The sequence below is a fragment of the Roseivirga sp. AWQ4_251 genome (genome assembly GCF_056158225.1).
On record NZ_JBSWSW010000002.1, the window covers coordinates 1,274,162 to 1,299,476 of the forward strand.

Here is a 25,315-nt window from a genome sequence, read left to right on the forward strand (position 1 = left end):
TTAGGCTAATCGTGACCAGCCATCAACTTCCATCGTTAAATTCAAGAAGATTTAATATTGATCTATCCAACTCTTTACTTTTATACCTTGTTAAGGATTTTAAATGAAAAAGGAAAAAGTTAGGCCTGACCTAAAACAAGAAGCATTTAAACGGATGGAAAAGTTGCATCCGCACCAAATGATGCTTTTTGTGGGCTTGGTAGGCAGCACAATAGTTTTTCTTTTTATGATGATTGCTTTTGCGGTAAGCAAACCCCCAGCCGCAGATTTTACCAGAATGCAGTTCCCTAAGTTTTTTATGGTGAGCACTGTGGTTATGCTGCTTTCGAGCTTTTCAGTCTCCAAAATTATTCCTGCATTTGAAAAGGACGATATTGATGAACTTAAAAAATGGCTAGGCATAACGTTTTTACTAGGGCTGTGTTTTGCCACTTGTCAGTTTTTGGGCTGGCGCGAATTACAGAATAGCCATATTCTTTTTTCGGGCGATAAATCCGGTGCTTATCTCTACGTGATTTCGGGTTTACACGTGGTGCACGTGGGCGCTGTTCTGATTTACCTACTCGTTTTATTGATGCGCTGCCATAAAACTTCGCTCGATGCGGTAAAGCAATTAGTATATGCAACAAATCCTTACGAGAAAGTCCGTTTTAAAATTCTCACAGACTTTTGGCATTTTATAGATGTACTATGGCTGATCCTATTTTTCTATTTGCTGTTTAGTTTTTAAACAAAAAAACCACAGCTTTCGCCATGGTTTTTGAGTAATTGACCTTTGTGTTTTGACTTTTGGGCTGTTAATTAAAAGTGATGGTTTTAATGTTTTCGTACCGAATAAACTCTGGGTCGCCATTTCCACTAAACACGAGCACTCCATCATTTTGCTCGCTCACATCGCGACCTTCACCTAAAAGCAATTCAGTGCCGTTTTTCAGTGTAACCGTAGCGTTGTCGTAGTTTCTAGGGGCAAAACTTTTAATGCTACTGAAGGGAATAAAGTAGTCGATATTGTGATCGGAACCTTGGAGCATTTCGAAATTGTAGGCTTCATCCAAGTCGAAAATCAAGTCTCCACTTAGCGTTTTACCACTAGTTGTGGTTACGGTTCCGTTTAACTTCTTCACTTCAAACGCACTATAAGGTTTACCAGAGTTTGGGGCTTTAGTGAATTCCGCCTTCTTAAATTCTCTCCATGAAATATCCACTCTGCCAAATTCAGTGTTTACGATGATGCCATTATTGCTGCTGTTTACATCGTTAGAACCTCTTAAGTATAATTCTCTACCGGAATTAGTAATTACGGTGCTGCCTGAGCGATCTCTCTCGATGGATTTAATGTTTTCAAATTCAATTTTCATATCGCCATCGCGAGTATCTCCGTCCAATACATTGGTGGTGTATCTTTCGTCATGGTCCCACTGAATAAAACCGGTAATTGAACCCCCATAATATTCTACAGTGCCATATAATGCATCGCCAATTCGGTTTTTCAAACGACTTGGAGTGGGCATAAATTCAACTTCTTCAATTCGGCTCCATTTTAATTTGGTGCTGCCAAGTTCTTCGTCTAATATGGTGATTGTAGTTCCAAAATCGTCAGAACCATCTTCTACATAAACCTTGTCGCCATTTCTTAGTGTAAGTTCGGCAACTGATCTTCTGTTAATTTCGATTTTAGAGATATTTCCGAATTCGGTTCTGAATTCGTGGGTTGTTTCCCATTCTTCTCTGCCCCAACTAATGGAAAAGCTGTTCCAACCGTTGCGGTCTCTTTGTTTATCTCTTAAGTCTTCGCGATCTCTGCGAGAAAGGTAGCGGTAGTTTTCGTTGTCTTCTTTATTGCCGTTGAAATGATCGGTCCAGAAACCTTCACCGCGATCTCCCCAGCGCATTTGACCCTGATAGGTGTCGCCATCAATGGTTGTGATTTTTCCGTAGATAAAGCCTTCGTCCTGAGCATTTAGAAAGAAGCTGCTCCCCAAAGTGAATAAAAGCAGAAGTGAAATTTTAGATAATAGAGGTTTGACCATGATTTTGTTGTTTTGACTGTGAAATTTTGATGGCTCAAATATGGCTGTCAGCCTAAAACAAGAAAACCAGAATTGGCTCTACCCTCGCATAAACCTACCGAAACGGGAAGTTAACCGACTGAACCTGACTGCCCGATTCAGACCATTTGGTTTTTGAAAGAGGAAAGGAAGTTTCTCTAGCCAAGTTGAGATGGAGATGTTAGTTCCTTCGTTTCACTCAGGATGAAAACCACGCTTACCACAAACCTTGATATCTGCATTATCTTTTGCTTGATTTAAGCCGCAACTTTTTGTTTCTCTTCCTGAAGAATTAAGGGTTCAAAATTTGAAAAATGCCAATTCAGAACGGGCAAGTTTAATTATCGAGCCATTGCTTAAAAGCGGGAGTTTTTTCAGTGCTAATTACGATGTCGTCTTCAATTTCAGGTTGAAGATTGATTTTGAGACGACCTTTGAAATACGGATGGATGTCGGATACGGCATCGAAATGCACAATGAACTTTCTATTCACCCGAAAGAAGTTTTTCGGATTCAGCATTTGATCTACTTCTTCAAGCGTGTTGTCAATAATGTATTTCTGGTTTTCAAAAGTCACAATAAAAGTCATCTTATCGCTCGTGTAGAAATACGAGATTTTATCTACCGGAATTGCTTTAATCCTCTGCCCGACTTTAGTCAGAAAGCGCGATTTATATTCCTTTTGCTGGTGTGTTAAAAGTGATTTTATTTGCTCAATATCCACACTGTTTGCTTCGGTGGAAATGGATTGTTGATCGTATTTTTCTAGCGCGATTGCCAGTTTTTCTTGCTGAATGGGTTTGAGCAAGTAATCCACACTATTTACCTCAAATGCCTTTATGGCGTACTGATCGTATGCAGTTGTAAAAATAACTTTACAATTTGGTGTTGCCTGTTCAAAAATTTCGAAGCTTGTACCATCTAAAAGTTGAATGTCGCTGATGATCAATTCTGGGCAGTCGTTATTCTCTAACCAAAGCAGGGCAGCTTCTACCGAACGAATAGTTGCCACAATTTCTACCTCGGGTTTTATCTCTTGAATTAAGTCGATTAACCTTTCTGAGGCGAGCTTTTCATCTTCGAAAATTAGAACTTTCATGGGCTGTATTTTTTAAACTTCAGCGATATCGATCAATGGCACTTTCACCACGAAGTTGCCGCTATCTTTAAAAACTTCTATCGGGCGTGTGGTGAAATATGAGTATCTGCGTTGAATATTATCGATGCCTGATTTACTACTGTTTATGGCTTCTACTTTTTTCTCTTGAAGGTTGTTGCTCACCACCAAACCATTGTTCTCACTTTTGATTTTGATTTTGAGAGGTCTCAATTCTGTGATCACATTGTGCTTAATCGCATTTTCAATTAGCATTTGAAGCGTAAGTGGAGGCAAATAGGTTTGCTTTAATTTTTCTTCAATTTCAATTTCCAGCAGAATGGTGTCTTCAAATCTAATGCTGAGCAAATACATATAAGCACTAATAAAATCGAGTTCTTGCTTCAGCAATACCAATTCTTCAGAACTACTTTGAAGAATGATGCGGTACACTTCAGCAAACTTTTCCAGATACGCCTGAGAAAGCTTTTGATCTTTTGAAATCAGCGATGACAGAATATTCAAATTATTGAACAGAAAATGAGGGTCGAGATGATTTTTGAGCGCAGTTAACTCGGCTTTGATAGATTCCTTTTGAAATTGCTCAGAATTGAGTTGGGCGTTCTTCCAGTTTTTTAGAAACTGAATGCCAAAATTGATTGAAATAATGGGCAACAAAACCAAAATGCCCAAAGCATTGATCGTGGCTAATTGTGCCTGATCTGGTGGATCTTGTGTAAAGCTGAATTTGAAAATTAAGTAGCTGAGGTTGATGATGATAAGCGAAAGAAAAAGTCCGATGCTCAATTGAGTGTAAAACCTTCGGTTACCAAATTTTAACCAAGGCAATTTTTTATCGAGCCATAAGGTTAAACCACGATTGGCCAAAAAAATGAGGCCGAGCATGGCGATAATCCAGCCAGCAGTATAGTAGTAGGTTTCGGGCGCTTCTCTTAAATAGAGCACCAAAAATATGGCCGCTATAGAAACTACGACTACTAAAAGCTGAACGATTTGTTTGCGGCTGAACTTCAATTGGCTCAATCAAAAATAATTTCATCGATTTTGGACCACTTGATAAACTCAGGTTTTCCATTTTTCGAAGTAAAAATCAACACACCGTCATTGTCATCTGAAACATCGCGCGATTCGCCCAAAAGCAAGTCCATTCCGTTTTTCAGAATTACTGAAGAATAAGCGTAGTTTTTAGGAATGATGTTTTTGATGTTTCTGAATGGAATTCTGTAGGTAGTGCGGTCATCTTTTCCATCCAGAATTTCGAACTCCCAAGCTTCATCTAAATCATAAGCAATCAAGCCCGTATATTTATCTCCTTCTATCGTAACCACCGTTGCCGTTAGCCCGCTCGATGTTGGAAAATCGCTGTATGAAAGGCCTAAGTTTTCATCTTCCAGCATTTCTAGTTCCTCGAAATCGCGCCATGAAATGACGATTTGCCCAATTTCAGCATCGTTTATTAAAATGCCTGAGTTTTCACTGTTTACATCATTCGAACCCGTTAGGTAAAACTCCCGACCAGATTTGAGCGTAACATCTACTCCATTTCGGTTTTTTACAATTTTTGAAATAGAACCAAACGGAATTTTCTTTTCTCCGTCTCTATCTTCTCCATTCAGAATATCTTCCTGAAATCTTTCATTGTGTGTGTTTTTGCTGGTTCCTTGGTCCCATTGAATGGTTCCCTGAAAAGTACCTCTTCTACCTGCGCTTACTTTCGCGAAAATGGGCTGGCCAAAAATGTGATCGAGTTTTTTTCCGCTTTCTAAAAAGTCTACCTTTTCGATTCTTCGCCACTCGAGTTTTACTTCTCCTAATTCGTAGTCCATTACACTTACAGAAGTGCCTATATCTTCGTAACCATCGCCACTTACTTCAAGAATAACTCCGTTTTTTAAGGTGATTTGCCCACGCGAACGACCCGTTGGCTTAATGGATTTGATATCGCCAAATCGGGTGTCGAATTGGTGGTTGCTTCGGCTGAATTTATCTTCCCAAATGCTGAGAACGCCAAAGTCGATTCCCAACCATGAATTGCTTCCATCTTCTGACGAAATTTGTTCTATTTCTTTGCGAGAAAGGAATTTCAGAAAGTCGTTTGAGGTTTTCTGAGCATTTAACAAGTCGGTCCAGTATACTTCGTCATCACCCCAGCGAATGGCCCCACGATATTTATCGCCACCAATGGTGGTTACTTCTCCATAAAGAAAAATGTTTTTCTCTTGGGCTTTAGCTTCGGCAATAACAATTAGCAACCCAACTAATACGCCAATGGCCAATAGTATTCCCCTCATTTTCGTTCTTCCTGTTTGTTGCAGACCTTCCATATTACAAACATAAGGCTGAGCTTGGCTGTGTAAAATGCTTTTGGGCTGTAATAGCATATTCAAATACTGAATCGGGAAAAGCACGAACTCAAAATCTATTTGGGGAAGATTGAGGCGTCAATTCCAGGTACGATTCGCAAGGCATTCTTATAATAGATTTTCTTAAGTACTTCGTCTGAAAGTCCTAGGCCATACATTCGCCAAAAAGCATGGTATTTTTTGTAATAAGGAAAATACTCGTCTTGCGTTTCCAATACTCGGAAATAGGTTGGATACTCTTCTGGATTGTAAGCATCTTTTCCAAACAGCACTCTATCTTGGTATTTGGTGAGAAAAGCATTGGCAAATTTTGGTTGTCGGCCTAATTCGGCAATCACGGCTCCAATTTCTACCATCATATTCGGCATTTCGTCTAAAAGCTTGCCCAATTGGGTTAAATCGTTGGCGAACCAACCCATATGCGCAGCAATGAATGTGGTGTTCTTGTGTTTTTTGAAAACATGATGCTGTTCGGCAATTAGTGTTTCCCATGGTGCAGGATCATCGGCTTCTCTTTTGCGACTAGGGTGTGTTTTTAATTCAAGCCAGCGTTCGTTGTTGGCATCGAAAGGCTCCCAAAACTGTTTTGGATCTGCCGTATGAATCAACACCGGAATACCTAATTCGCCACATTTTGCCCATATCGGATCTAAACGAGGATCGTCAACGGTTACCCTGTTTCCATCTATATCTTTTACAGAAAGCCCTAAAGTTTTAAATATTTTAAGGCCTCGCGCTCCCAATTTGTAATCTCGTTCCAATTGCGCTGCAGCTCTTTCGCTCCATCCCTCTTCACCAATATTGCTGAAATTTACGTTGGCGAAAACCATAAAACGTGTCGGCTCATTGGCTTTAATATTGGTTATCGCATCGGCAATTGATTTTCCGCTTCCACCACTCAAATTTACCATTACACCCATATTTAATGCGTCCATTTCAGAAGCAAGCTTTTTCAAATCCTGCTGCCCCATACGCCATTGGTGACTGTGAATATCGATAAAAGGAAACTTGGCTTTTTGGACTGGGTTTTCTGGTACAATCAGGCTGGAAGGCGGATTGTATTCTTCAAAAGAAACAGATTGAGAACAACAATTTTGGCTCAAAAACAACATGAGCAAGAAGGAACAGCATAAAAAACTCTTTAGCATAGCTATGGGTTTGTTGGCGATAATTGGCGATTAAAATTTATAGATACCTCTTTTCTCTTAGAACTCAAATGTTGACTTTTTAAGTTGGGGTCTCTCTATCCTATATTTTGAAATATCTTTTAATCTTTAATTTCTTCTTGCGATTTTTTAAATTGAACTCAGCTCATACTTTGTGTGATTAATTAATGCATTTTTAAAATGAATGAGGCCAAAATTTTTACTAAAGAAGATAGAATATTATATGCCTTTACAGCAGTTTTAGTAATTGCTGTGAGTCTATTCTTTTTCCGAGCTGAGTCTAGACAACAACGGCTTATTAGTGAAGCTTATAAAAACGAAGTCGGTTCAGATTTGACATTACAAAGCTCGGATAGCTTAGAGTTAAGTTTTTACAAAGCTCAAACCCAAATGAACAACAAATTAATTGGTTACTCTTCGAGAAGTATCGTGGCAGCTTCTTCAATAAAGTACATGGCTTTTTTAATTGGTATGGTAATGATTTTTTTGGGTTCAATAATGATAATAAGAGGCATTAGGCTTGACCCATCAGAAATTAGCGGAGACTTTAAAGATCAGATTAAATTAAGAGTTTTATCCTCTAGTCCTGGTGTTATATTATCTTTTTTGGGCACTGTAATACTAATTACAAGCATACTTAAAGATGCAGGTGTTGATCTGAATAATTTTCAAGTTAGGCCGTATCGATACGTTATTTCCCAAAAGAACATAAGTCGAAATGACTCCTGCTCTTTGATTGTGGACCCTGACGCAACGGGCCTTGGGGATCTAATAGGGGGAAAGCCTTAGATATGAGTTTTAATGAATCATTTTTCAATTACTTGATTTTTATGAAATATTCTTACATCATCACTTTATCCTTTGCAGTACTGACTACTTTAATCGGAGTCAAAACGTTTAAGCCTGATCACGTTTGCAGCATTCAGGAAATGGCCCAATCTATTGAAAACAATGCGAATAATACACTTTATAAATATTATGCATATCGACTTTACGATATTCACGAAGATATTAGGAAATCAGATCACACTTCTCAGCTAACAAATTTGTCAACAAAGTCTAATCAATTACATACACAGATAAAATCTGACCTCACATTTTCTTCTGACCTAAAGTATGTTACCGATGTGTTGAGGTATGATAAGAACCCCAATATGATAAATTTTAATGCCCTGAATCTACAAAACCAGAGGTCTTCTGGAACAGGAGTAGCTACTAACTTCTCTACTATTAATACTTTTGAACTTATGTATTCGATGTTGAATAAGGGGCAACAAGATTTATTGAAAGAGGTAATAGAAGGAGACTTGAAGAGTCAGCTTTTAGAGTTTGAACAAAGGCCTGACTTTGAAGAATTTAATAACTTGATCCGACAAAAAAGTAATCCTCTACAAAATATGGATTTAAGTATCGACCTGATTAAGCAAAATCAAAACATCTTAGATCAAAACGATATTCGAAAACTGAATACTATTGAAAAGAACATTCAGAAGTTAAAGGATGCGGGTTTGAATCAAAAGTTAGAATCGCTTTCTAGAATTGGAAATAACTAAACAAGGATTATTTTCTATCTAATATCCTTCAATTTTTTTAAAATTGGTTTCTGCTGAAAACCAAATTTATGACGATCGATCTAAGCCCAAAAATTATTCTTGTAACGGGAGCTTCACGAGGAATTGGCCGTGCCCTGGCCAAAGCGCTTTCTGATGCTGGTGCAGCTGTTGCGGTACATTATAATTCGAATGAAAAGCATGCTCAAGAACTATTGAACGAGCTAAATGCCGATTGTAGAATTTTTCAAGCGGATTTAGCCAACCCTAATGAAACCATAGAAATGTTTACTGAAGTAGTTGAAACCATGGGTGGCTTGGACGTTTTGATTAACAATGCAGGCGTAGCTGTTTCTTCCCATATCAGTTCAAACGATGGAGAATGGCTTCAGCACTGGGATTTTTCCATGAATGTGAACTTGAGAGCTATGGGCATTTTATGCAAAAAGGCGATTGAGCATTTTCAAAAATCGGGTGAAGGCCGAATTATCAATATAGCTTCCCGCGCTTCTTTTAGAGGTGATACTCCCGACTATCTGGCTTATGCGGCTTCCAAAGGAGGAATTCCTGCTTTAACGCGTTCCATTGCTCGAGGCTTCGGAAAGCAGAATATTAAAGCATTTACAATTGCCCCTGGTTTTGTAAGAACGGATATGGCCCAAGATTTTATGGATCAATATGGTGAAGGGTTTGCCTTAAATGATATCGCCTTGAACCAATTGACTGAGCCTAAAGATTTAGCGCCATTAATTGTTTTGATGGCCAGCGGAATGATGGATCATGCTACGGGTTGTACCATCGATGTGAATGCTGGAAGTTACGTTCACTAATTCTTTTACGGTTCATCTTCCCTATTCTACGATTCGGTAAGCTTAATTAAAATAAGGCGTTCGCAAACACCACTTTTGAATCATTAAATGAGCCCAAGCTCAAAGATTCAAAAACAACAACATGCAACGCTTTATCATTTTATTTAACCTTTTTCTTTTTCCCTTTTTTGTAAGTGGCCAAACCACAATTTCAGGAAATGTATTGGATGCCCAAGGGGAAGCTATTCCGGGAGCCAATGTTTATTTGAAAGACACCTTTGACGGTGCCAACTCGAAAACAGATGGTAGTTTTTCTTTCGAAACCACTGAAAACGGACTTCAAACCTTGGTTGTCAGTTTTATTGGTTATAAAACCTATGAGCAGAAAATTACTTTGGAAGGAAGGTCGGTTCAGTTAAAAATTCTTTTGGAAGAAGAAATTAACAAACTGGATGGAGTTACCATTACAGCAGGAGCTTTTGAGGCCAGCGATGTAAAGAAGGTTACCGTATTAAAACCGTTAGACATTGTGACTACGGCCAGTGCAGCAGGCGATATTATGGGAGCGATCAATACGCTTCCTGGAACTCCAACTGTAGGAGAATCTGGAAGGCTGTTTGTTCGAGGAGGCGAAGGTTATGAAACCAAAGTTTTTATTGATGGCCTTGAAGTGAGAAATGCTTTCGGTTCAACGGCTCCCAATGTTCCTACTCGAGGCAGGTTTAGCCCTTTTTTGTTTAAAGGAACGGTGTTCAGCACGGGTGGATATTCTGCCGAATATGGCCAAGCCCTTTCATCGGCTTTGGTGCTTAACTCCAACGATATGCCTGAAAAAACCCAAGGCGATATTTCTGTAATGTCTGTGGGTGGGGATTTGGCTTACACCAAAAAATGGGAGAATACTTCGGTTTCAGGAAAAGTTCAGTACACAAATCTAAGACCTTATCAGCATGTAATTCGCCAATTCTTCGATTGGGAAAAAGCTCCTTTGAGCTCTGAAGGAGAGTTTATAATTAGACAAAAAGTAAAGAATAACGGACTTTTTAAATTGTATACCAATCTTAGCCACTCAGATTTTATCATTCGCCAGCCTAATATCAATAAAGGAGGAAGTAAAGATACCGTTTCAATTGCCAATGATTATTTCTATTTAAACTCTTCCTACAAAGATATTCTGAATGCAAAATGGTCTGTTCGGGCTGGAATTTCCACCACAATCAATAAAGATGATTTGGGCGTGAATAGAGATGACATCAATAGCAACGAAAATGGTTTGCACACCAAATTGGCTTTTAATTGGGATGCAGCCGAAAAGCTAACTGTGAATTTCGGTTCCGAATTTTATCATAAGAATTTCAAGCGAATTCTGGATGGGCCAAACCAGGTTAAGGCGCAGTACAGCTTCGAGGAAAATACGCTTACCAGTTTTGCTGAAGCTGATTATTTCGCTTCGAACGCTTTCGTTTTTCGTGGAGGCGCAAGACTGGAACATTCAACGCTGCTGAATCAAACTTTTGTAAGCCCTAGAATGGCAATGTCTTATAAGTTGACAGAGAATGGCCAGTTTTCTTTGGCTTATGGAAAATTCCTTCAATCGGCACAAAATGATTACGCTTTGGTAAATCAACAATTGAAACCCGAGCGAGCAACGCATTACATTGCCAATTACCAATACACATTTAGCGATCGTGTTTTTAGGCTCGAAGCCTACTTAAAACGTTATGATGATTTGGTAAAATACACGGATATTAATGTTTACACTCCGGAAAACTTCAGCAATGCTGGTTATGGAAAAGCAAAAGGCTTAGACTTTTTCTGGCGTGATGGAAAAACATTCAAGAATACCGATTATTGGATTTCTTATTCATTCTTAGATACCGAGAGAAACTACAAGAATTTCGATCAATCGGCTACGCCATCTTTCGTTTCGAAGCATAACTTTTCATTTGTACTGAAGCATTTTGTAGAGCCTCTCAGAACGCAGTTTGGTGCCACTTATAATTTTGCTTCGCCCAGATTGTTTCATAACCCGAACAAGGCAGGTTTTCAGAATGATAAAACTCCAGAATTCCATGATTTGAGCTTGAATGCCGCGATTCTCATCAAGCAGCACATTATTCTTTACTTGTCTTCTTCCAATGTTTTTGGGCGGAAAAACATCTTCGGCTATCAATATGCTGCTACGCCAAATGAACAGGGGCTTTATGCTGCGCAGCCTGTTGGCCAAGCTGCCAAACGATTCATGTTCATCGGTTTGTTCATTACCCTTTCTAAAGATGGGCAAGAAAATCAACTAGACAATTTATAATCGGACAACAGAGCCATACGATTCATCCTTCAGATTCTACGATTGGGTAAGTCATTTTTCGAAAGCCTTACCCAATTCCCCACCTTTGATTCATCAAAACGAAATCAAAAACTTAAAATCAAATACCATGAAAAAGAGCATCACCCTCATCATTCTTTTAATTATCGGGTTCAGTTTAAATGCCCAAAACCAAGAAGCTTATATCAAAGCAATGACTAAAGGCTTGGAAAGCATGTCGACCGCGAAAAGTATTGAAGACATGCAAAATGCAGCTGGTCAGTTTGAAAGAATTGCCGCAAAAGTATCCGATCAATGGCACCCAGCTTATTATGCGGCATTGAACTACGTGAATATGGCTATGAAGGCCGATGGAATTCAAACCAAAGACCAATATGTAGATAAGGCTCAGGTTTTGGTGGACAAGGCAAGAGAAATATCTATCAATAACTCAGAAATTATAGCGCTTCAAGGCTATGTATACATGGCTCAATTGGCTGCCGATCCGAACAACAGAGGCATGGCGCTTTCGCCTAAAATCATGCAAGCTTATGGTGCGGCATTAGAAGCGAATCCGCAAAATCCTAGAGCTATGGTTCTTTTGGCTCAAATGCAGTATGGAACAGCGGAATTCTTTGGTTCTTCTACTGAAAAGGCGTGTGAGCTCGGTCAAAAAAGTGAAGCACTTTTCAAAGCAGAAACGAAAGATAAAAGCTTCGATCCTTCATGGGGGGCTCAAGTAGCACAAGATCTGAAGAATAAATGTGCCAACTAAGGTTGGTTACCAAATCAGTTTCAAACTAACCTTTCAAAATTTCAAACTATGGAAAAGGCACTTTTAATATCGCACGCTACTGCTGGAGGTTTAACCTTACTTTCTGGAATTCTGGCTGGATTTTTTGGTCGAAAAGGTGGTAAAATGCATGTGATTTCTGGCCGAGTTTTCTTCTGGTCAATGACATGGATTTTCATCAGCGCTTTATTAATAGTGGCTTTTGTTCGCTTCAATTTCTTTCTCACCATAATTGCGGTTTTCAGCTTCTATATGACTTTTTCAGGTGTGAGAGTATTGAAGTTGAAAAAGGATTTGAAACCAAAGTGGTATGATTGGTTTGCTGCCATTACCACAGTGCTTTTTGGCTTGAGCTTGTTTGTTGTAGGAATTCGCCTTTTGACTTTGCGTGGTTTTGGCGAAGCTATGGCCTACCTCTGTTTGTTTTTTGGCTTTTTTACAGCCAATACTGCTCGCTTGAACATTCGTGGTTTTGTAAGAAAAGGAGAACCCGAAAAAATGTGGTGGTGGTTTGCTCATATGAATCTTATGGGCGGAGCCTTTATTGCGAGTATCACAGCTTTTTTAGTTCAGAATGGTCATAGGTTTAATGCTCCGGAAGAAATGGGTTGGCTTTTATGGTTGTTGCCAGCAGCGCTCGGTTCGCCTTTAATTTCTTATTCAGCTAAAAAATATAGAATGAAATTTAGGATGGGAAAATATGCTACCGCTCCAAAAATGTCGGTTTAACTTGCAAACCCATAAAAACAGCTAATTTTAAATTCATGGGCTTTTGGTCGAGATATAGCTTTAAAAAAGAACTTGGGAGTACCATCCTCATCGGGCTTTTCGGTTTTCCCTTTCTCTACATTTGGTGTAGCGACTGTTTTTCTCAGTGGGACTATTTATGGAAAGCGGGAAGTTATTCAGCCTTTCAATGGATTTTACTTTGGCAAGGCAATGCCTACCTCTCAGAGTATATTTCTTACCGATTTCCTTGGTTAGAAAATCCAGGGAAGCGCTTTTTTTGGGGCATTATTGGCGTTTTGATATACACGCCCGGTGCGGTTTACGGAATGTACCTTATTTACAGGTGGCTTTTTCACATTAAAATTGATGGCATTACTGAAACGCTGTTCATCTCAGTGCTCATCACTTTTATGATTTCCTTCTTTTTAAATGCCAGGCAGTTTTTCATCAACTGGAAACAAACGGCTTTAGATGCAGAAAGGCTGAAAAAGGAGCAAATGGCCACCAAATACGAATCGCTCAAAAATCAGGTAAATCCGCATTTTTTGTTCAACAGCCTAAATGCACTTACCAATTTGGTTTATGAAGACCAAGACCTTGCGGCTCAGTTTATTCGGGAACTGAGTAAGGTTTATCGCTATGTTTTAGACACGCGTTCGCAAGAAGTGGTAAGCCTGAAAACCGAAATGGCTTTTGTAGATTCATACGTTTTTCTTCAGAAAATCAGGTTTGACGAAAAGCTGAATGTACACACTGATTTTGCGGGTTTTGAGCAAAAAATGTTACCGCCAATGTGTGTTCAAATGCTTTTAGAAAACGCCATAAAACACAATATAATTGCTGAAGAAGAACCTCTTACCATCGATATTTTTGTTGAAGAAGGAAATATGCTGGTGGTGAAAAACAATCTTCAGAAAAAGAATATTCCTGCGGAAGATAGCTCGGGAATGGGGCTATCGAACGTAAAGTCGCGTTATGAATTTTTGAGCCAAACTCCAGTAGAAATCACCAATGGCCCAAAAGACTTTATTGTAAAACTTCCTCTTTTAGACTTTGAAAAATGAAGGTACTGATTGTTGAAGACGAAAACATGGCCGCCAAAAGGCTAACTGGTTTGCTCGAAAACTTAGAACCGAACTTGGAAATTCTGGCCAAGCTAGACTCAGTAAAAAGAGCCGTAAAGTGGCTGGAAGAGAATGAATCGCCAGACTTATTGTTTTTTGATATACAATTGGCAGATGGCCTCAGCTTCGAGATTTTAGAGCAGGTGAAAGTTACTTCACCCATCATTTTTACCACCGCCTTCGATGAGTACGCTATTCAAGCATTCAAGGTCAACAGTATCGACTATTTGCTAAAGCCTATCGATCCGAAAGAATTGGAAAAGGCGCTTGAGAAATTCAAAGCTCGTTTTGAGAAGAAATCAGAACCATCGCTAGATATGATGGCTTTGCACAAAGCGATGAACATGCTAACCAAACAGTATAAGGAACGTTTTGTGGTTAAAATTGGCGAGCACATTCGAACGGTAGCTGTGGCCGAAACAGCATATTTTTTTAGTCAGGATAAGGCTACTTTTTTGCAGTCGCAGGAAAAGGCGCGCTACATTATCGATTACACTTTGGAACAGGTAGAACAGTTGGTGGACCCTTCTCAATTCTTCCGAATCAATCGAAAATACTTGATTTCACTAAGCGCAGTAAAGGACATTGTTACTTACTCGAATTCCCGCTTGAGAATTATTCTTCAACAGTCTGACGAAATGGATGCTATTGTAAGCCGCGATAAAGTGCAGGAATTTAAACAATGGCTCGACCGTTAGTTTCATTTTACCGTATATTCGGGGATGCGACAAATATTTGGCTTTTTATTCCTATTTCTGGCTTTTTCAACTTCGGCTCAAAATTTAAATCTCGAAGGGCATTGGTTTTTATCCACCATTCGTTCTACGGCTCCGGAAATGGATATGGCCAACAACGAGCTCATTTACCAAGATAGCTCTCAAAGCAGCCCTATTTTTGTTGAACCCGGTCTAATGTTGTTGTCTATTTTGCCAAATGGAAAAGCCGAAAGCTATTTTGCTGATGTTAAGGAAAACTGGGATTTTTCAGAAAAAAGTGGCAAAGTGAAATTTGTTTCGCCAGCCGATACGTTAATAGGCGATCTTTCTCATTTCAAGAATTTGGAATTACAATCTACCATAGAAGAGGGCTATACCGTTTACTCTTTTACCAAATACAATCCCGAACCCATTAACTTGAATTTGGAGAATTCCGCTTGGAAAGTTTCTGGCGAAGTAGAAGCTTTGAATTCAAAAACCTTCAAATTCGGAGCAAATAATCAGCTAACAATTGAACAGAATGGAGAAAGCCAGAAAATGGAATACTTTATTCATAAGCTCAATAATTATTATGCTTTGGAATTTACATCTCCTGATTTACCTGCTGAATACGGCATCGTTTATTTCGAGAAGGCTACCGATAACACATTAACGGGCATTATCATGGTGGGCTATATGAGTCAGGAAGTTCAAGTGCCTTTTAGCAAATATCAAATCACGTTTACTAAAAAGTAGGCAGAACCTATCTCGCCCATAATTAGGGACTTAAGTGCTTCGCACACGATTTCTCCATTTTCAGAGAAAATCTTGAACATTCTAAAGGCTTAGCGGTAATATGTATATCTCATACACTTTCAAACTATGCCAAAAACCATAATAGTATCCAATCGTCTTCCTGTCAGAATTGAAAAGGACGATAACGGAGAATTAACTTTTAAGAATAGCGAAGGAGGTTTAGCAACAGGTTTAGGTTCAATTTATAGAGAAGGAAATAACATTTGGGTAGGCTGGCCCGGAGCCGCCATTGAAGATAAAGAGCAGCAAGCGTTTGTAACCCAAAATTTGAAAGAAAGCAGTATGCATCCTGTTTTTCTTACTCCGGATGACGTTAAAGATTTCTATCTCGGTTTTTCAAACCAAACTTTGTGGCCCGCTTTCCACTACTTTGTACAATACATTCAATATAGCGACAGGCAATGGGAAGCTTACCAGCGCGTAAACGAGAAATTCGCCAATGAAATTCTAGGGCTTTTAGAACCAGGAGATACACTCTGGATTCACGATTACCAACTTCTGCTGTTGCCGCAAATGATCAGGGAAAAACATCCCGATTGTACCATTGGCTTCTTCAATCACATTCCATTCCCATCATACGAGATTTTCAGAATGATTCCGTGGCGAAGAGAATTGCTATTGGGAATGCTGGGAGCCGATTATTTGGCTTTTCACACGTATGACGATACGCGCCACTTTTTAAGTAGCTGCCATCGATTGGCCGGAACGCCCTATGAAGGCAATCAACTGAAAGTAGGAAGCAGACTGGTTGTGGTGGATTCTCTGCCAATGGGTATCGATTACCGAAAGTTTGAAGAAGTAGCTCAAGAAAGCGCCACTGTTGAGCATTTAGATAAGTTCAAAAAAGAGATTAAGTCCGAAAGAATCATTCTTTCTGTCGATAGACTCGATTATTCCAAAGGCATTGTAAAGCGATTGAAAACCTTAGATCGCTTCTTCAAAAAATATCCCGATTACGTGGGCCGAATATCCTTGCTTTTGGTGGTTGTGCCTTCCCGAGATCAAGTGCCTAGCTATAAAAACCTAAAGGAAGAAGTTGACGAATGGGTAGGTAGAATTAATGGCAGGTATGGCAAAATTGACTATCAGCCGGTTTATTATTTCTACAGAAGTTTTCCGCTCAACGAACTTAGCGCCTTCTATCGCCTTTGCGATATCGCCATGATTACTCCTTTAAGAGACGGAATGAACCTGGTTTGCAAAGAATACATCGCTTCTAGAATTCATAAAAAAGGAGTTTTGATTTTGAGCGAAATGGCCGGAGCTGCCAAGGAGCTTTCGGATGCTATTTTGGTAAACCCCAACAATAGAAACGAAATGGTGGATAGCATCTATAAGGCCTTAAACATGTGGGAAGACGAGCAGGAACAACACATGGAGGTGATGCAGCGCACCTTAAAAACATACACCATTTTCAATTGGGTAGATCTTTTCATTTCAAACCTTAAAGAAGTTAAAAAGCAACAAGAGAGTATGCAAATTGAGAAGTTGGCAGGACGCGTTCGAAACGGAATGCACGAAAGATATCACAAAGCGAAAAAGCGATTACTCTTTTTAGATTACGATGGAACGCTGGTGGGTTTTCATGATAATCCTGAAAAATCAGTTCCTACGAAAAAGCTAAAACAAGTGCTTACCAAACTTACCGAAGATGAAAAAAATGAGGTTTTCGTAGTAAGTGGGCGCGATAGAAACTTCTTGAAAAAACAACTCAGCGATTTTGATCTGAGGTTAGTTGCCGAACATGGCGTTTGGATCGAAAATGAAGATGGTTCTTTCATCAATCGTTTAGAAAATACAGATTCGGACTGGAAACAAACCGCACGCGAAATCATGACTTTTTATGTAGATAGAACTCCCGGTTCCTTTATTGAAGAAAAGGATTACGCTATGGTTTGGCACTATCGAAAAGTAGAAAGTGGTTTGGGAGAAATCAGAGTTCACGAGCTCTCCAGTCATTTGAAGCATTTCTTAATTGAAAGAGGGCTTACAGTAATGAATGGAAACAAAATCGTTGAAGTTAAGCCGAAGGAAGTCAGCAAAGGGCAAGCTGTTCATTATCTGGAACAACAGATAGAACATGATTTTGTATTGGCCATTGGCGATGATCTTACCGATGAAGATATGTTCGCGGCATTAGATAAAGACGACTATACAATTAAAGTAGGAAGAGGAAATTCGGCCGCCCGATTTGGCCTGGAAGACTACAAAGAAGTAACTGGCTTATTAGATGAGCTAACAAGATTATAATTACCCCCACGATTCCGTTTAAGTCGTTCATTTGGGCTCTTTCTCTGAGCTCAATTGAGCGACTTTATTTTTTTGCCCACTCATAAAGTGTAGATTGTATAAGCAATTATACACTAACTAACTTTTATTCAACTTAACATCTACACCATGAAGACCAACCTATACAGGCTGTTGTGCTTGGTTTTAGTGCTCAGCTTGTCATTTCAAACATCGCATGCCCAGCGAAAAAAGGCACGCAATCAACCTCAAAAAGTAAATGTTGACGACCCTCTCAATGGCTTTTCGCTCAATTCATTCAAATTTAGAAGCATTGGGCCAGCACTAACATCGGGCAGAATTGCTGATGTTGCCGTAAACCCACAAAACCATAGCGAGTTTTATGTAGGAGCTGCAGCGGGTGGCGTATGGAAAACCACGAATGCGGGAACTACTTTCTCTCCTATTTTCGATGGGCAAGGTTCTTATTCCATCGGGGTTATAGAGCTTGACCCTAATAACCCAAATGTAGTTTGGGTAGGAACTGGGGAAAACAATAACCAACGATCGGTTTCTTATGGAGATGGCGTTTATAAGTCGATAGATGGTGGTAAAAGCTGGAAACATGTTGGCCTGAAAAATTCCGAGCACATCGGGATGATCGCCATCGATCCACGAAATTCAGATGTGGTATATGTGGCCGCTTATGGTCCTCTTTGGAGTGCGGGTGGCGATCGCGGTTTGTATAAAACCACAGATGGTGGAGAAACTTGGAAGAAGGTATTGGAAATTAGCGAGCATACGGGAGTAAACGAAGTTCACTTCGACCCACGAAACCCCGATGTGCTCTATGCTACGGCTCACCAAAGAAGAAGAAGACAGTGGACATATTTAGGTGGAGGTCCAGAGTCAGGCATTTATAAGTCTACCGATGGTGGTGAAAACTGGATTAAAATCAATCGCGGCCTTCCGGGTGGCGATAAAGGAAGAATTGGTTTCGCCATTTCTCCAGCCAATCCAGAAATCTTATATGCAGCTGTGGAGGCTCAGGGCAGTCAAAGTGGTTTTTTCAAAAGCACCGACCGCGGAGCTTCTTGGCAGAAAATGAGTAGTACTTCTTCTAGCGGAAATTATTACCAAGAACTTGTAGCCGATCCTGTAGATGAAAATCGCGTTTATTTGCTCAACACATTCACTTTGGTAACTACCGATGGCGGCAAAACCTTTTCAAATTTAGGAGAACAAAGTAAACACTGGGACAACCACGCTATGTGGATTGATCCTTCCAACAACAAGCATTTGCTCGAAGGTTGCGATGGTGGTTTATATGAATCTTTCGATCAAGGCCAAACCTGGAAGTTCTTCACAAATCTTCCTGTAACTCAGTTTTACAAGGTTTCAGTAGATAATGACTATCCTTTCTACAATGTAATGGGCGGAACTCAAGACAACTACAGTTTGAGAGGACCTTCTCAAACTAATTATCAGAATGGAATTTTAAGCGCCAATTGGATTGTAACTCAGGGAGGCGATGGTTTTGAATCTGTTCCCGATCCTGAAGATCCGAATATTGTGTATGCGCAATCGCAAAACGGAGGTTTGATTCGATTTGATGTTAAAAGTGGTGAATCAGTGAGCATTCAACCTAAACCGAGAAAGGATGAAAAGCAGTATAATTTCAATTGGGATTCACCCATTATGGTCAGCCCGCACGATCATAAAACCATTTATTTTGCTGGTAACAAACTGTTTAAAAGTACCGATCGTGGCGATTCTTGGGAAGTAATCAGCGATGAATTGGATCAAGACATCGACAGAAACAGATTGCCAATTATGGGCAAAATTTGGCCAATGGATGCGGTTGCCAAAAATGGTTCTACTTCACGTTATGGTGCAGGCGTTTCCTTAGATGAATCGCGTTTGCAAAAGGGCCTGATCTATGTGGGTTCCGATGACGGTCAAATTAGCATCACTGAAGACGGTGGTCAGAATTGGAGAAAAGTGAATCGTTTTAATGGAGTTCCTGAAAACACTTATGTATACGATCTGATCGCTTCGAAAACCGATGTAAATACGGTTTACGCTGTTTTCAACAATCATAAAAGCGGAGATTTTACGCCTTATGTTTATAAAAGTGCCGACAAAGGAAAAACATGGACAAGCATTTCTTCAAACTTGCCTAAAGAGGCTGTTTACGCTTTGGAGCAAGATCATATAAACGGAAATATCCTTTTCGCAGGAACAGAATATGAAGTTTACGTTTCTTTAAACGAGGGCACCTCTTGGACTAAAATGAGTGCTGGTTTGCCAACCATCAATGTGAGAGACATGGCCATTCAAGAACGTGAAAACGATTTGGTTTTGGCCACTTTTGGCCGTGGATTCTATGTTCTGGATAATTATGCTGCGCTGAGAGAATTGGCTCCAAGTTTAAAAGAAAAGCCCGCTCACATTTTTGCGGTTAAAGACGCTTTAATTTTTAACAAGTGGCAACCTATTGGAAGCTTGGGAAGCAGAGATAAAGGCTTTCAGGGTGAAATGTTTTACGCAGCCGATAACCCTTCCTCAGGAGCAACCTTTACTTATTGGCTAAAAGATGGCGTTTCAAGTCTTAAAGCTGACAGATCGAAAAAGGAAGCAGCGGCTTTTAAAAATGGAGAGGATATTCCTTACCCAACTTTAGAAGAGTTAAAAGCGGAAGAAAGTGAATTACCCTCTTTCTTGATTTTCACCATTAAAGATCAGAGTGGAGATATTGTGAGTGAATTGAGAAGTTCCGTGAGAACAGGGCTTAACGAAATCAATTGGGACTTAACCTATGCTGGTTTTGGCGCAGTTAATGCTCGCCAAGCGTCTCCTACTTCTAGCTTGCCGTCTTCGGGTATATATGTGGTGCCAGGCCAATACACAGTGAGTTTGGCCAAAAATGTTAAAGGTGAAATTACCGAGCTTGTTCAGCCGGTTTCTTTTGTGGTGAAGGACTTGGACAATCGCAGCATTCCAGCAGAAAGTTGGGCAGAAATGGCTGCATTTAAGAAAAAAGCGATGGGTTTGGTTCAAGCTATTGGAGCTGCCAGTGGTCTTGTATCCGACATGAATGCAAAACTTTCTACTTACAAAGCTGCGGCTAAAGGTTTTCCTGCCAGAGAATCGAATGACTTGATGAAGGAAATATTGACTTTGGAAGCCAAGCTGAAAGATTTGACCAATGCCATGAATGGAGATTCGGATTACAATCAGCTGGATTTGGATGGAGAGTATAGCACACGCCAAAGAGCACAACAGGCCGTTTACGATATTTTCGGTTCTACATCCAATGTTACAGGAACAGCCATTCGAAATTACGAAGTAGCAGCCGATGAATTTTCCGAAATTCTACCTCAAGTAAAATCTCTTTTAACCGAATTTGTCCAAATGGATAAAAAATTGGATCAAATGGATGCTTTATTGACCCCCGGAAGGCTTCCTAATTGGAAAAAGTAAATAGCAATATTATATTGCACTTATTGTAGAGGAGGTGTAAACCTCCTCTACTTCCCCTAAACTTCATCTTAGAGCGTATTCATCCTTATCTTTCATCGAGGAAATATGGCTGGTTTAACTTTTTTCGACCTCAATCGTATTTGTCTTTCTCTTTTTGGTGGTTAACTGTGTCTATTAATTAACAGTATAATAACTGATTGTTTTTTATATATACTGTATCAATCGATTTCGTAAAAAACCCACCATATGATTACATATAGTTAGCGTTAAGAACGCTCCACTATGTTCCGCTACGAGTTAACCATTTAAGTATTGTCAGCACTCAATTGGGTATCCGCATCTAAGACAAATGTTGCTTCCTCTATTGCGATCTGGTTCTACACAGTCACAATACTTAAATTCCTTTGCCTCGGTTCTTAACGCTAACGTGCCACCGACAACTTCCTCGGATGCTTCATCAGAATCCGACCGTGAAGCGTTCCTATCGCTAACACCGTGTGAAACGCCAAACTCAGTGCGTGAGGAAGTTGAAACGCCTCCCGTATTCTCGGACATTAAAGACAAAATTTTGTCTGATGCCGAATCAAGATTTAACCAACCATCTCTGTAATCTCTAAGAATATCAATAATTTCTACTTTCATAATTTTGTCTTTATGTCCTTCATCCGTCCAGCGTTTACACGGTGGCACGTTATTGAAAATGTAACCCTTACTTCAGCATAATTTTATATTTTGCCACTAAATACTGTTTAACCATTTTGAGACTTCTTGTCACTATACTAATAGCTTTTTTACCTAATACTGTTACATCACAGGATTTAGTTTCTGCTGCCAGTGATTTTTTGAACGAAAAGAACTATTCAGAAGCCAAAAGAACCATAGATGAGGCTTTTGACAAGGGCGGTCAGAAGCAAAATGCACGTGCTTGGTACACGAGAGGCCGCATTTATCATGAAATTTTGAGCTCTGAAGATGCCACTGTTTCTGCCATAGTAGAAGACAAAAAAGCATTTACACAAGAAATCGTAGACAGCTACAATCAAACACGATCTTTAAGCGATCCAGGGGCAAACCTATACAAGTTGGCAACCAATCAGCTTGAAATTCTTTGGGCTTATGGTATCAACACAGGTTATGGCCTATTTCAGAATCAGAAATTCGATGCTGCTACAAGCTTGTTCGAGTTGGCTCAAATCGCAAAACCTGCTGACACAACGGGCTATTTGTTTGCTGGTTTTAGTTTACAGAATGCAGGTAAATTCGAAAAAGCAATCTCTCATTATTTAGAACTGAAAAAGCTTAAGCCCCTAAGCCTTAATGTTTATAATAATCTGATCATTTGCGAGCAAGGCATGAATGCGCCTTTGGAAAAGCGACTTGATTTAATTGAAGAAGCCATTTTTCACTATCCAGATCACATTCCTTACATATCGGAAGAAGTTCGCATTTTGGTGAAAATTGGAAAATATGAAGAAGCTGAATCACGCTTAAATACTGTTCTAAAGAAATTCCCAAATAGCTACGAACTTCGATTACGAAGAGCTGATTTGTTCGACCTGATTTTTAAATATGCAAGAGCCAATGGCCAGCCAGATCGATCGCAGCGATATTTCGAAATGGCTAGCGATGACTATCAATCCTACCTTAAAAAGTTTCCAAACGATTTTACCGCCAACTATAACTATTCCGTCATGCTAAATGAGCAGGCCAATCAGATTTACGATCAAGTGAATTTGTTGAATGACGAGGATTATCAAATTCGTGGTAAGGAAATGGAAGAAAAAGGCCACGAATGGACCCGAAAGGCGCTTCCGTATATGGAAAAGGCCTACTCATTGAACCGGAATGACAAGCTGGTAGTAAGAGCTTTGAAGGTTTATTATGAGCGATTGAAAATGCAAGACAAGCTGGATAAGCTCAATCAAAATTAATTTCCCTTATGAAAATTGTTGTGGCTTCGCTTAACCCTGTTAAGCTAAAGTGTACCGAATTGGCTTTTCGTTCTGTGTTTACCAAAGAAGAACTCTTTTTTGAAGGAGTTTCAGTTCCTTCTCAAGTGAGTGACCAGCCTATGACGGATGAAGAAACGCTGATTGGGGCTAGAAATCGCGCAAAAAATGCGCAATTAGAAAAACCAGAAGCAGATTTTTGGATTGGTATTGAAGGAGGAATTGATCAGCCGGAAAATGGAATGCAAGCCTTTGCTTGGGTGAGTATAATTTCAAAAGACAAAATTGGGGAGGCACGAACCGCTACTTTTCAGCTGCCGCCAAGAATTGCCGAATTGGTAAACGAAGGTGTGGAATTGGGCATTGCCGATGATATGGTTTTTAATCGCGAAAATTCTAAACAAGGCAATGGTGCTGTGGGCATTCTAACCCATGAACTAATCGACAGAGCAGCTTACTATCAGCCAGCAGTGGTTCTAGCGCTTATTCCCTTTATGAATCCTGATTTGTATTAATTGCTACTAAATCATTGCGCATAAAAATGGCTCGTTGAAACCAACGAGCCATTTTTAGTAAATAACTAACTAGAGATTATCTTCTTGCTCTTTGAGCAACTTGTGGTTTTCTAGGCATTTTTTGATCCATGTTAGCAGTTTGCATAACCATAGCTGCAATAATCACTGCATTTTTCTTTAGATCAGCTTCTTCAAGTGCTTCGTACACATCCATGTTAGAGTGGTGAGTTCTTGTGTTGTAAGCAATAGGATCTTGAATGAATTGGAAACCAGGTAAACCAATACCATCGAATGACAAGTGGTCGGTTCCGCCAGTGTTTCTAGAAGTAATGGTTTGAGCTCCTAATTGGTGGAAAGGCTTGAACCACTCTTCGAAAAGGTCGCCAGTAGCTTCGTTACCTTGAAGGTAGATGCCGCGGATTGCACCAGTACCGTTATCCATGTTATAGTAAGCAGAGAAGTTGTTGTAAGCTTGGTTTGGCTTATCACCGCTCATGAAAGTGTTTTTCACATAGTTTCTTGAACCGAAAATTCCTTGCTCTTCTCCACTCCAAAGACCAATTCTGATTGTTCTTTTAAGTTTAACGCCAGACTCTTTCAAGATTCTCATTACTTCCATCATAACGGCAGAACCAGCAGCGTTATCAGTAGCACCAGTACCAGCAAACCAAGAATCTAGGTGAGCACCAACCATTACTACTTCATTTTTCAAACTTGGGTCAGAACCTTCGATTTCACCTAAAACATTGTAGCCTTTAGTGTCTTTGGTTAAGAATTTAGTTTTGGTTTCAGCCTCAACTTTTACAGGCTCTCCTTTTTGCAATAAGCGAACAATTCTGTTGTAGTGCTCTGGAGACATTTCTACTTCTGGAAGTGGGTTTTCGTCATTTCTTGCTCCGTTTGAAGTAAAGAAAGTACCTTGGCCACCACGGTTGGTTTGCAAAACAAGCGCAACGCCTTCATCTTTTAACATGGTGTAAGCTGCTCTTCTTAAAGCGGCCAATCTTCTGTAATCTGAGAATCTGCTGCTGTTAAAGCCACCACGGCCACCACCTACGTTCATTTCTGTCATAGCGGCAAGCTCTTCTTCAGTAAGTCTTTTTGCATCAGCTTCGAATTGGTTTTCGGCAGCTGTAGTGGTAGGCATAAGCACTACTTTACCTTTCAATTTGCCTTTGTATTTGGCTAAATCCTCTTCAGCGTTTACTTCAACATAAACAACTTCAGCAGAAATTAATTTTCCTGTACCAGGAGTCCAAGCTTTTGGAATACCGATCATGGCTTGGTAGTAAGGAGCTGTCATAGCGATGTATGATTTTTCAACTTCCCAACCTTTACCGAAATCGCCCCAAGCTTCAACTTTAACATTGGTTAAGCCCATATCTTTCATGGCTTGTGAAGTCCAATCGTAAGCATTTTTTAAACCTGTAGAACCAGTAAGTCTTGGCCCGATTCTGTCGGTTAGGTTCCAAGCATAATCCATAACCTGGCTGTTGTTGAAACCCTCATCTTTGATTTTGTAGATCGCATCGTAATCTACTTTTGTGTTTTGGGCGAATGCCTGAAGCCCCAAAAATAGAAGCCCAAAAAGTGTTGAAATCCTCATTTTATTCATGGTTAAATTTTT

At 39.8% G+C, this 25,315-nt stretch carries 21 protein-coding genes; 14 read left to right on the plus strand and 7 right to left on the minus strand.

Annotation, left to right across the window (positions count from 1 at the left end; all coding sequences use genetic code 11):
* The first annotated feature begins 103 nt into the window (after window positions 1-103).
* A complete protein-coding gene (locus ACXACJ_RS19600) occupies window positions 104-730 on the plus strand; it encodes a cytochrome c oxidase subunit 3 (RefSeq protein WP_475136120.1) in 627 nt (208 codons plus the stop codon).
* 67 nt (window positions 731-797) lie between these two features.
* On the opposite strand, the gene ACXACJ_RS19605 is transcribed toward ACXACJ_RS19600, so the two are convergent.
* The 5 genes from ACXACJ_RS19605 to ACXACJ_RS19625 all read right to left on the minus strand — a co-directional run bounded on the left by ACXACJ_RS19605 (window position 798) and on the right by ACXACJ_RS19625 (window position 6,676).
* The gene (locus tag ACXACJ_RS19605) at window positions 798-2,030 is read right to left on the minus strand and encodes a hypothetical protein (protein ID WP_475136121.1); all 1,233 of its coding nucleotides are present in this window, start codon (window positions 2,028-2,030) and stop codon (window positions 798-800) included.
* Window positions 2,031-2,385: 355 nt separating this feature from the next.
* Window positions 2,386-3,147 carry a LytR/AlgR family response regulator transcription factor gene (locus ACXACJ_RS19610; protein ID WP_475136122.1) on the minus strand — a complete coding sequence of 254 codons (762 nt, stop codon included), beginning with the start codon at window positions 3,145-3,147 and terminating at the stop codon, window positions 2,386-2,388.
* 12 nt (window positions 3,148-3,159) lie between these two features.
* Complete coding sequence (locus tag ACXACJ_RS19615; RefSeq protein WP_475136123.1) at window positions 3,160-4,188, minus strand: sensor histidine kinase; 1,029 nt, start codon at window positions 4,186-4,188, stop codon at window positions 3,160-3,162.
* Window positions 4,185-5,456, minus strand: coding sequence for a hypothetical protein (locus ACXACJ_RS19620; protein WP_475136124.1), 1,272 nt, complete (start codon window positions 5,454-5,456; stop codon window positions 4,185-4,187). The genes ACXACJ_RS19615 and ACXACJ_RS19620 overlap by 4 nt, the downstream gene beginning before the upstream one ends.
* Window positions 5,457-5,584: 128 nt before the next feature.
* Window positions 5,585-6,676 carry an amidohydrolase family protein gene (locus ACXACJ_RS19625; protein ID WP_475136125.1) on the minus strand — a complete coding sequence of 364 codons (1,092 nt, stop codon included), beginning with the start codon at window positions 6,674-6,676 and terminating at the stop codon, window positions 5,585-5,587.
* A 198-nt stretch (window positions 6,677-6,874) separates the two neighbouring features.
* Here ACXACJ_RS19625 and ACXACJ_RS19630 point away from each other — a divergent pair, with 198 nt between their 5' ends.
* The 11 genes from ACXACJ_RS19630 to ACXACJ_RS19680 all read left to right on the plus strand — a co-directional run bounded on the left by ACXACJ_RS19630 (window position 6,875) and on the right by ACXACJ_RS19680 (window position 21,224).
* Window positions 6,875-7,483: a hypothetical protein gene (locus ACXACJ_RS19630; RefSeq protein ID WP_475136126.1), complete on the plus strand. Its 609-nt coding sequence runs from the start codon at window positions 6,875-6,877 to the stop codon at window positions 7,481-7,483.
* Window positions 7,484-7,524: 41 nt separating this feature from the next.
* Window positions 7,525-8,247 carry a hypothetical protein gene (locus ACXACJ_RS19635; RefSeq protein ID WP_475136127.1) on the plus strand — a complete coding sequence of 241 codons (723 nt, stop codon included), beginning with the start codon at window positions 7,525-7,527 and terminating at the stop codon, window positions 8,245-8,247.
* Between the two features lie 68 nt (window positions 8,248-8,315).
* Entirely contained in the window at window positions 8,316-9,074 is a 759-nt protein-coding gene (locus ACXACJ_RS19640; protein ID WP_475136128.1) for an SDR family NAD(P)-dependent oxidoreductase, read from the plus strand.
* A gap of 121 nt (window positions 9,075-9,195) precedes the next feature.
* On the plus strand, window positions 9,196-11,361 hold the full coding sequence (locus ACXACJ_RS19645; RefSeq protein WP_475136129.1) for a TonB-dependent receptor: 2,166 nt from the start codon (window positions 9,196-9,198) through the stop codon (window positions 11,359-11,361).
* 127 nt (window positions 11,362-11,488) lie between these two features.
* Window positions 11,489-12,133, plus strand: coding sequence for a hypothetical protein (locus ACXACJ_RS19650; RefSeq protein ID WP_475136130.1), 645 nt, complete (start codon window positions 11,489-11,491; stop codon window positions 12,131-12,133).
* 48 nt (window positions 12,134-12,181) lie between these two features.
* Entirely contained in the window at window positions 12,182-12,880 is a 699-nt protein-coding gene (locus tag ACXACJ_RS19655) for a hypothetical protein (RefSeq protein ID WP_475136131.1), read from the plus strand.
* 35 nt (window positions 12,881-12,915) lie between these two features.
* Window positions 12,916-13,944: a sensor histidine kinase gene (locus ACXACJ_RS19660; RefSeq protein ID WP_475136132.1), complete on the plus strand. Its 1,029-nt coding sequence runs from the start codon at window positions 12,916-12,918 to the stop codon at window positions 13,942-13,944.
* Window positions 13,941-14,702, plus strand: a complete 762-nt coding sequence (locus tag ACXACJ_RS19665; protein ID WP_475136133.1) for a LytR/AlgR family response regulator transcription factor — start codon at window positions 13,941-13,943, stop codon at window positions 14,700-14,702. The genes ACXACJ_RS19660 and ACXACJ_RS19665 overlap by 4 nt, the downstream gene beginning before the upstream one ends.
* A gap of 24 nt (window positions 14,703-14,726) precedes the next feature.
* Window positions 14,727-15,455: a hypothetical protein gene (locus ACXACJ_RS19670; protein WP_475136134.1), complete on the plus strand. Its 729-nt coding sequence runs from the start codon at window positions 14,727-14,729 to the stop codon at window positions 15,453-15,455.
* A 126-nt stretch (window positions 15,456-15,581) separates the two neighbouring features.
* Window positions 15,582-17,765, plus strand: a complete 2,184-nt coding sequence (locus tag ACXACJ_RS19675) for a bifunctional alpha,alpha-trehalose-phosphate synthase (UDP-forming)/trehalose-phosphatase (RefSeq protein WP_475136135.1) — start codon at window positions 15,582-15,584, stop codon at window positions 17,763-17,765.
* A 147-nt stretch (window positions 17,766-17,912) separates the two neighbouring features.
* A complete protein-coding gene (locus ACXACJ_RS19680; RefSeq protein ID WP_475136136.1) occupies window positions 17,913-21,224 on the plus strand; it encodes a WD40/YVTN/BNR-like repeat-containing protein in 3,312 nt (1,103 codons plus the stop codon).
* 315 nt (window positions 21,225-21,539) lie between these two features.
* Here ACXACJ_RS19680 and ACXACJ_RS19685 read toward each other — a convergent pair whose 3' ends face one another.
* Window positions 21,540-21,914: a hypothetical protein gene (locus ACXACJ_RS19685; RefSeq protein ID WP_475136137.1), complete on the minus strand. Its 375-nt coding sequence runs from the start codon at window positions 21,912-21,914 to the stop codon at window positions 21,540-21,542.
* Between the two features lie 68 nt (window positions 21,915-21,982).
* Between ACXACJ_RS19685 and ACXACJ_RS19690 the strand changes: the two genes are divergently transcribed.
* Together ACXACJ_RS19690 and yjjX are read left to right on the plus strand one after the other, a co-directional pair.
* Entirely contained in the window at window positions 21,983-23,155 is a 1,173-nt protein-coding gene (locus ACXACJ_RS19690) for a tetratricopeptide repeat protein (RefSeq protein ID WP_475136138.1), read from the plus strand.
* Between the two features lie 8 nt (window positions 23,156-23,163).
* A complete protein-coding gene (gene yjjX, locus ACXACJ_RS19695; protein ID WP_475136139.1) occupies window positions 23,164-23,688 on the plus strand; it encodes an inosine/xanthosine triphosphatase in 525 nt (174 codons plus the stop codon).
* 76 nt (window positions 23,689-23,764) lie between these two features.
* Here yjjX and ACXACJ_RS19700 read toward each other — a convergent pair whose 3' ends face one another.
* Complete coding sequence (locus tag ACXACJ_RS19700) at window positions 23,765-25,294, minus strand: M20/M25/M40 family metallo-hydrolase (RefSeq protein WP_475136140.1); 1,530 nt, start codon at window positions 25,292-25,294, stop codon at window positions 23,765-23,767.
* Window positions 25,295-25,315 lie beyond the last annotated feature (21 nt).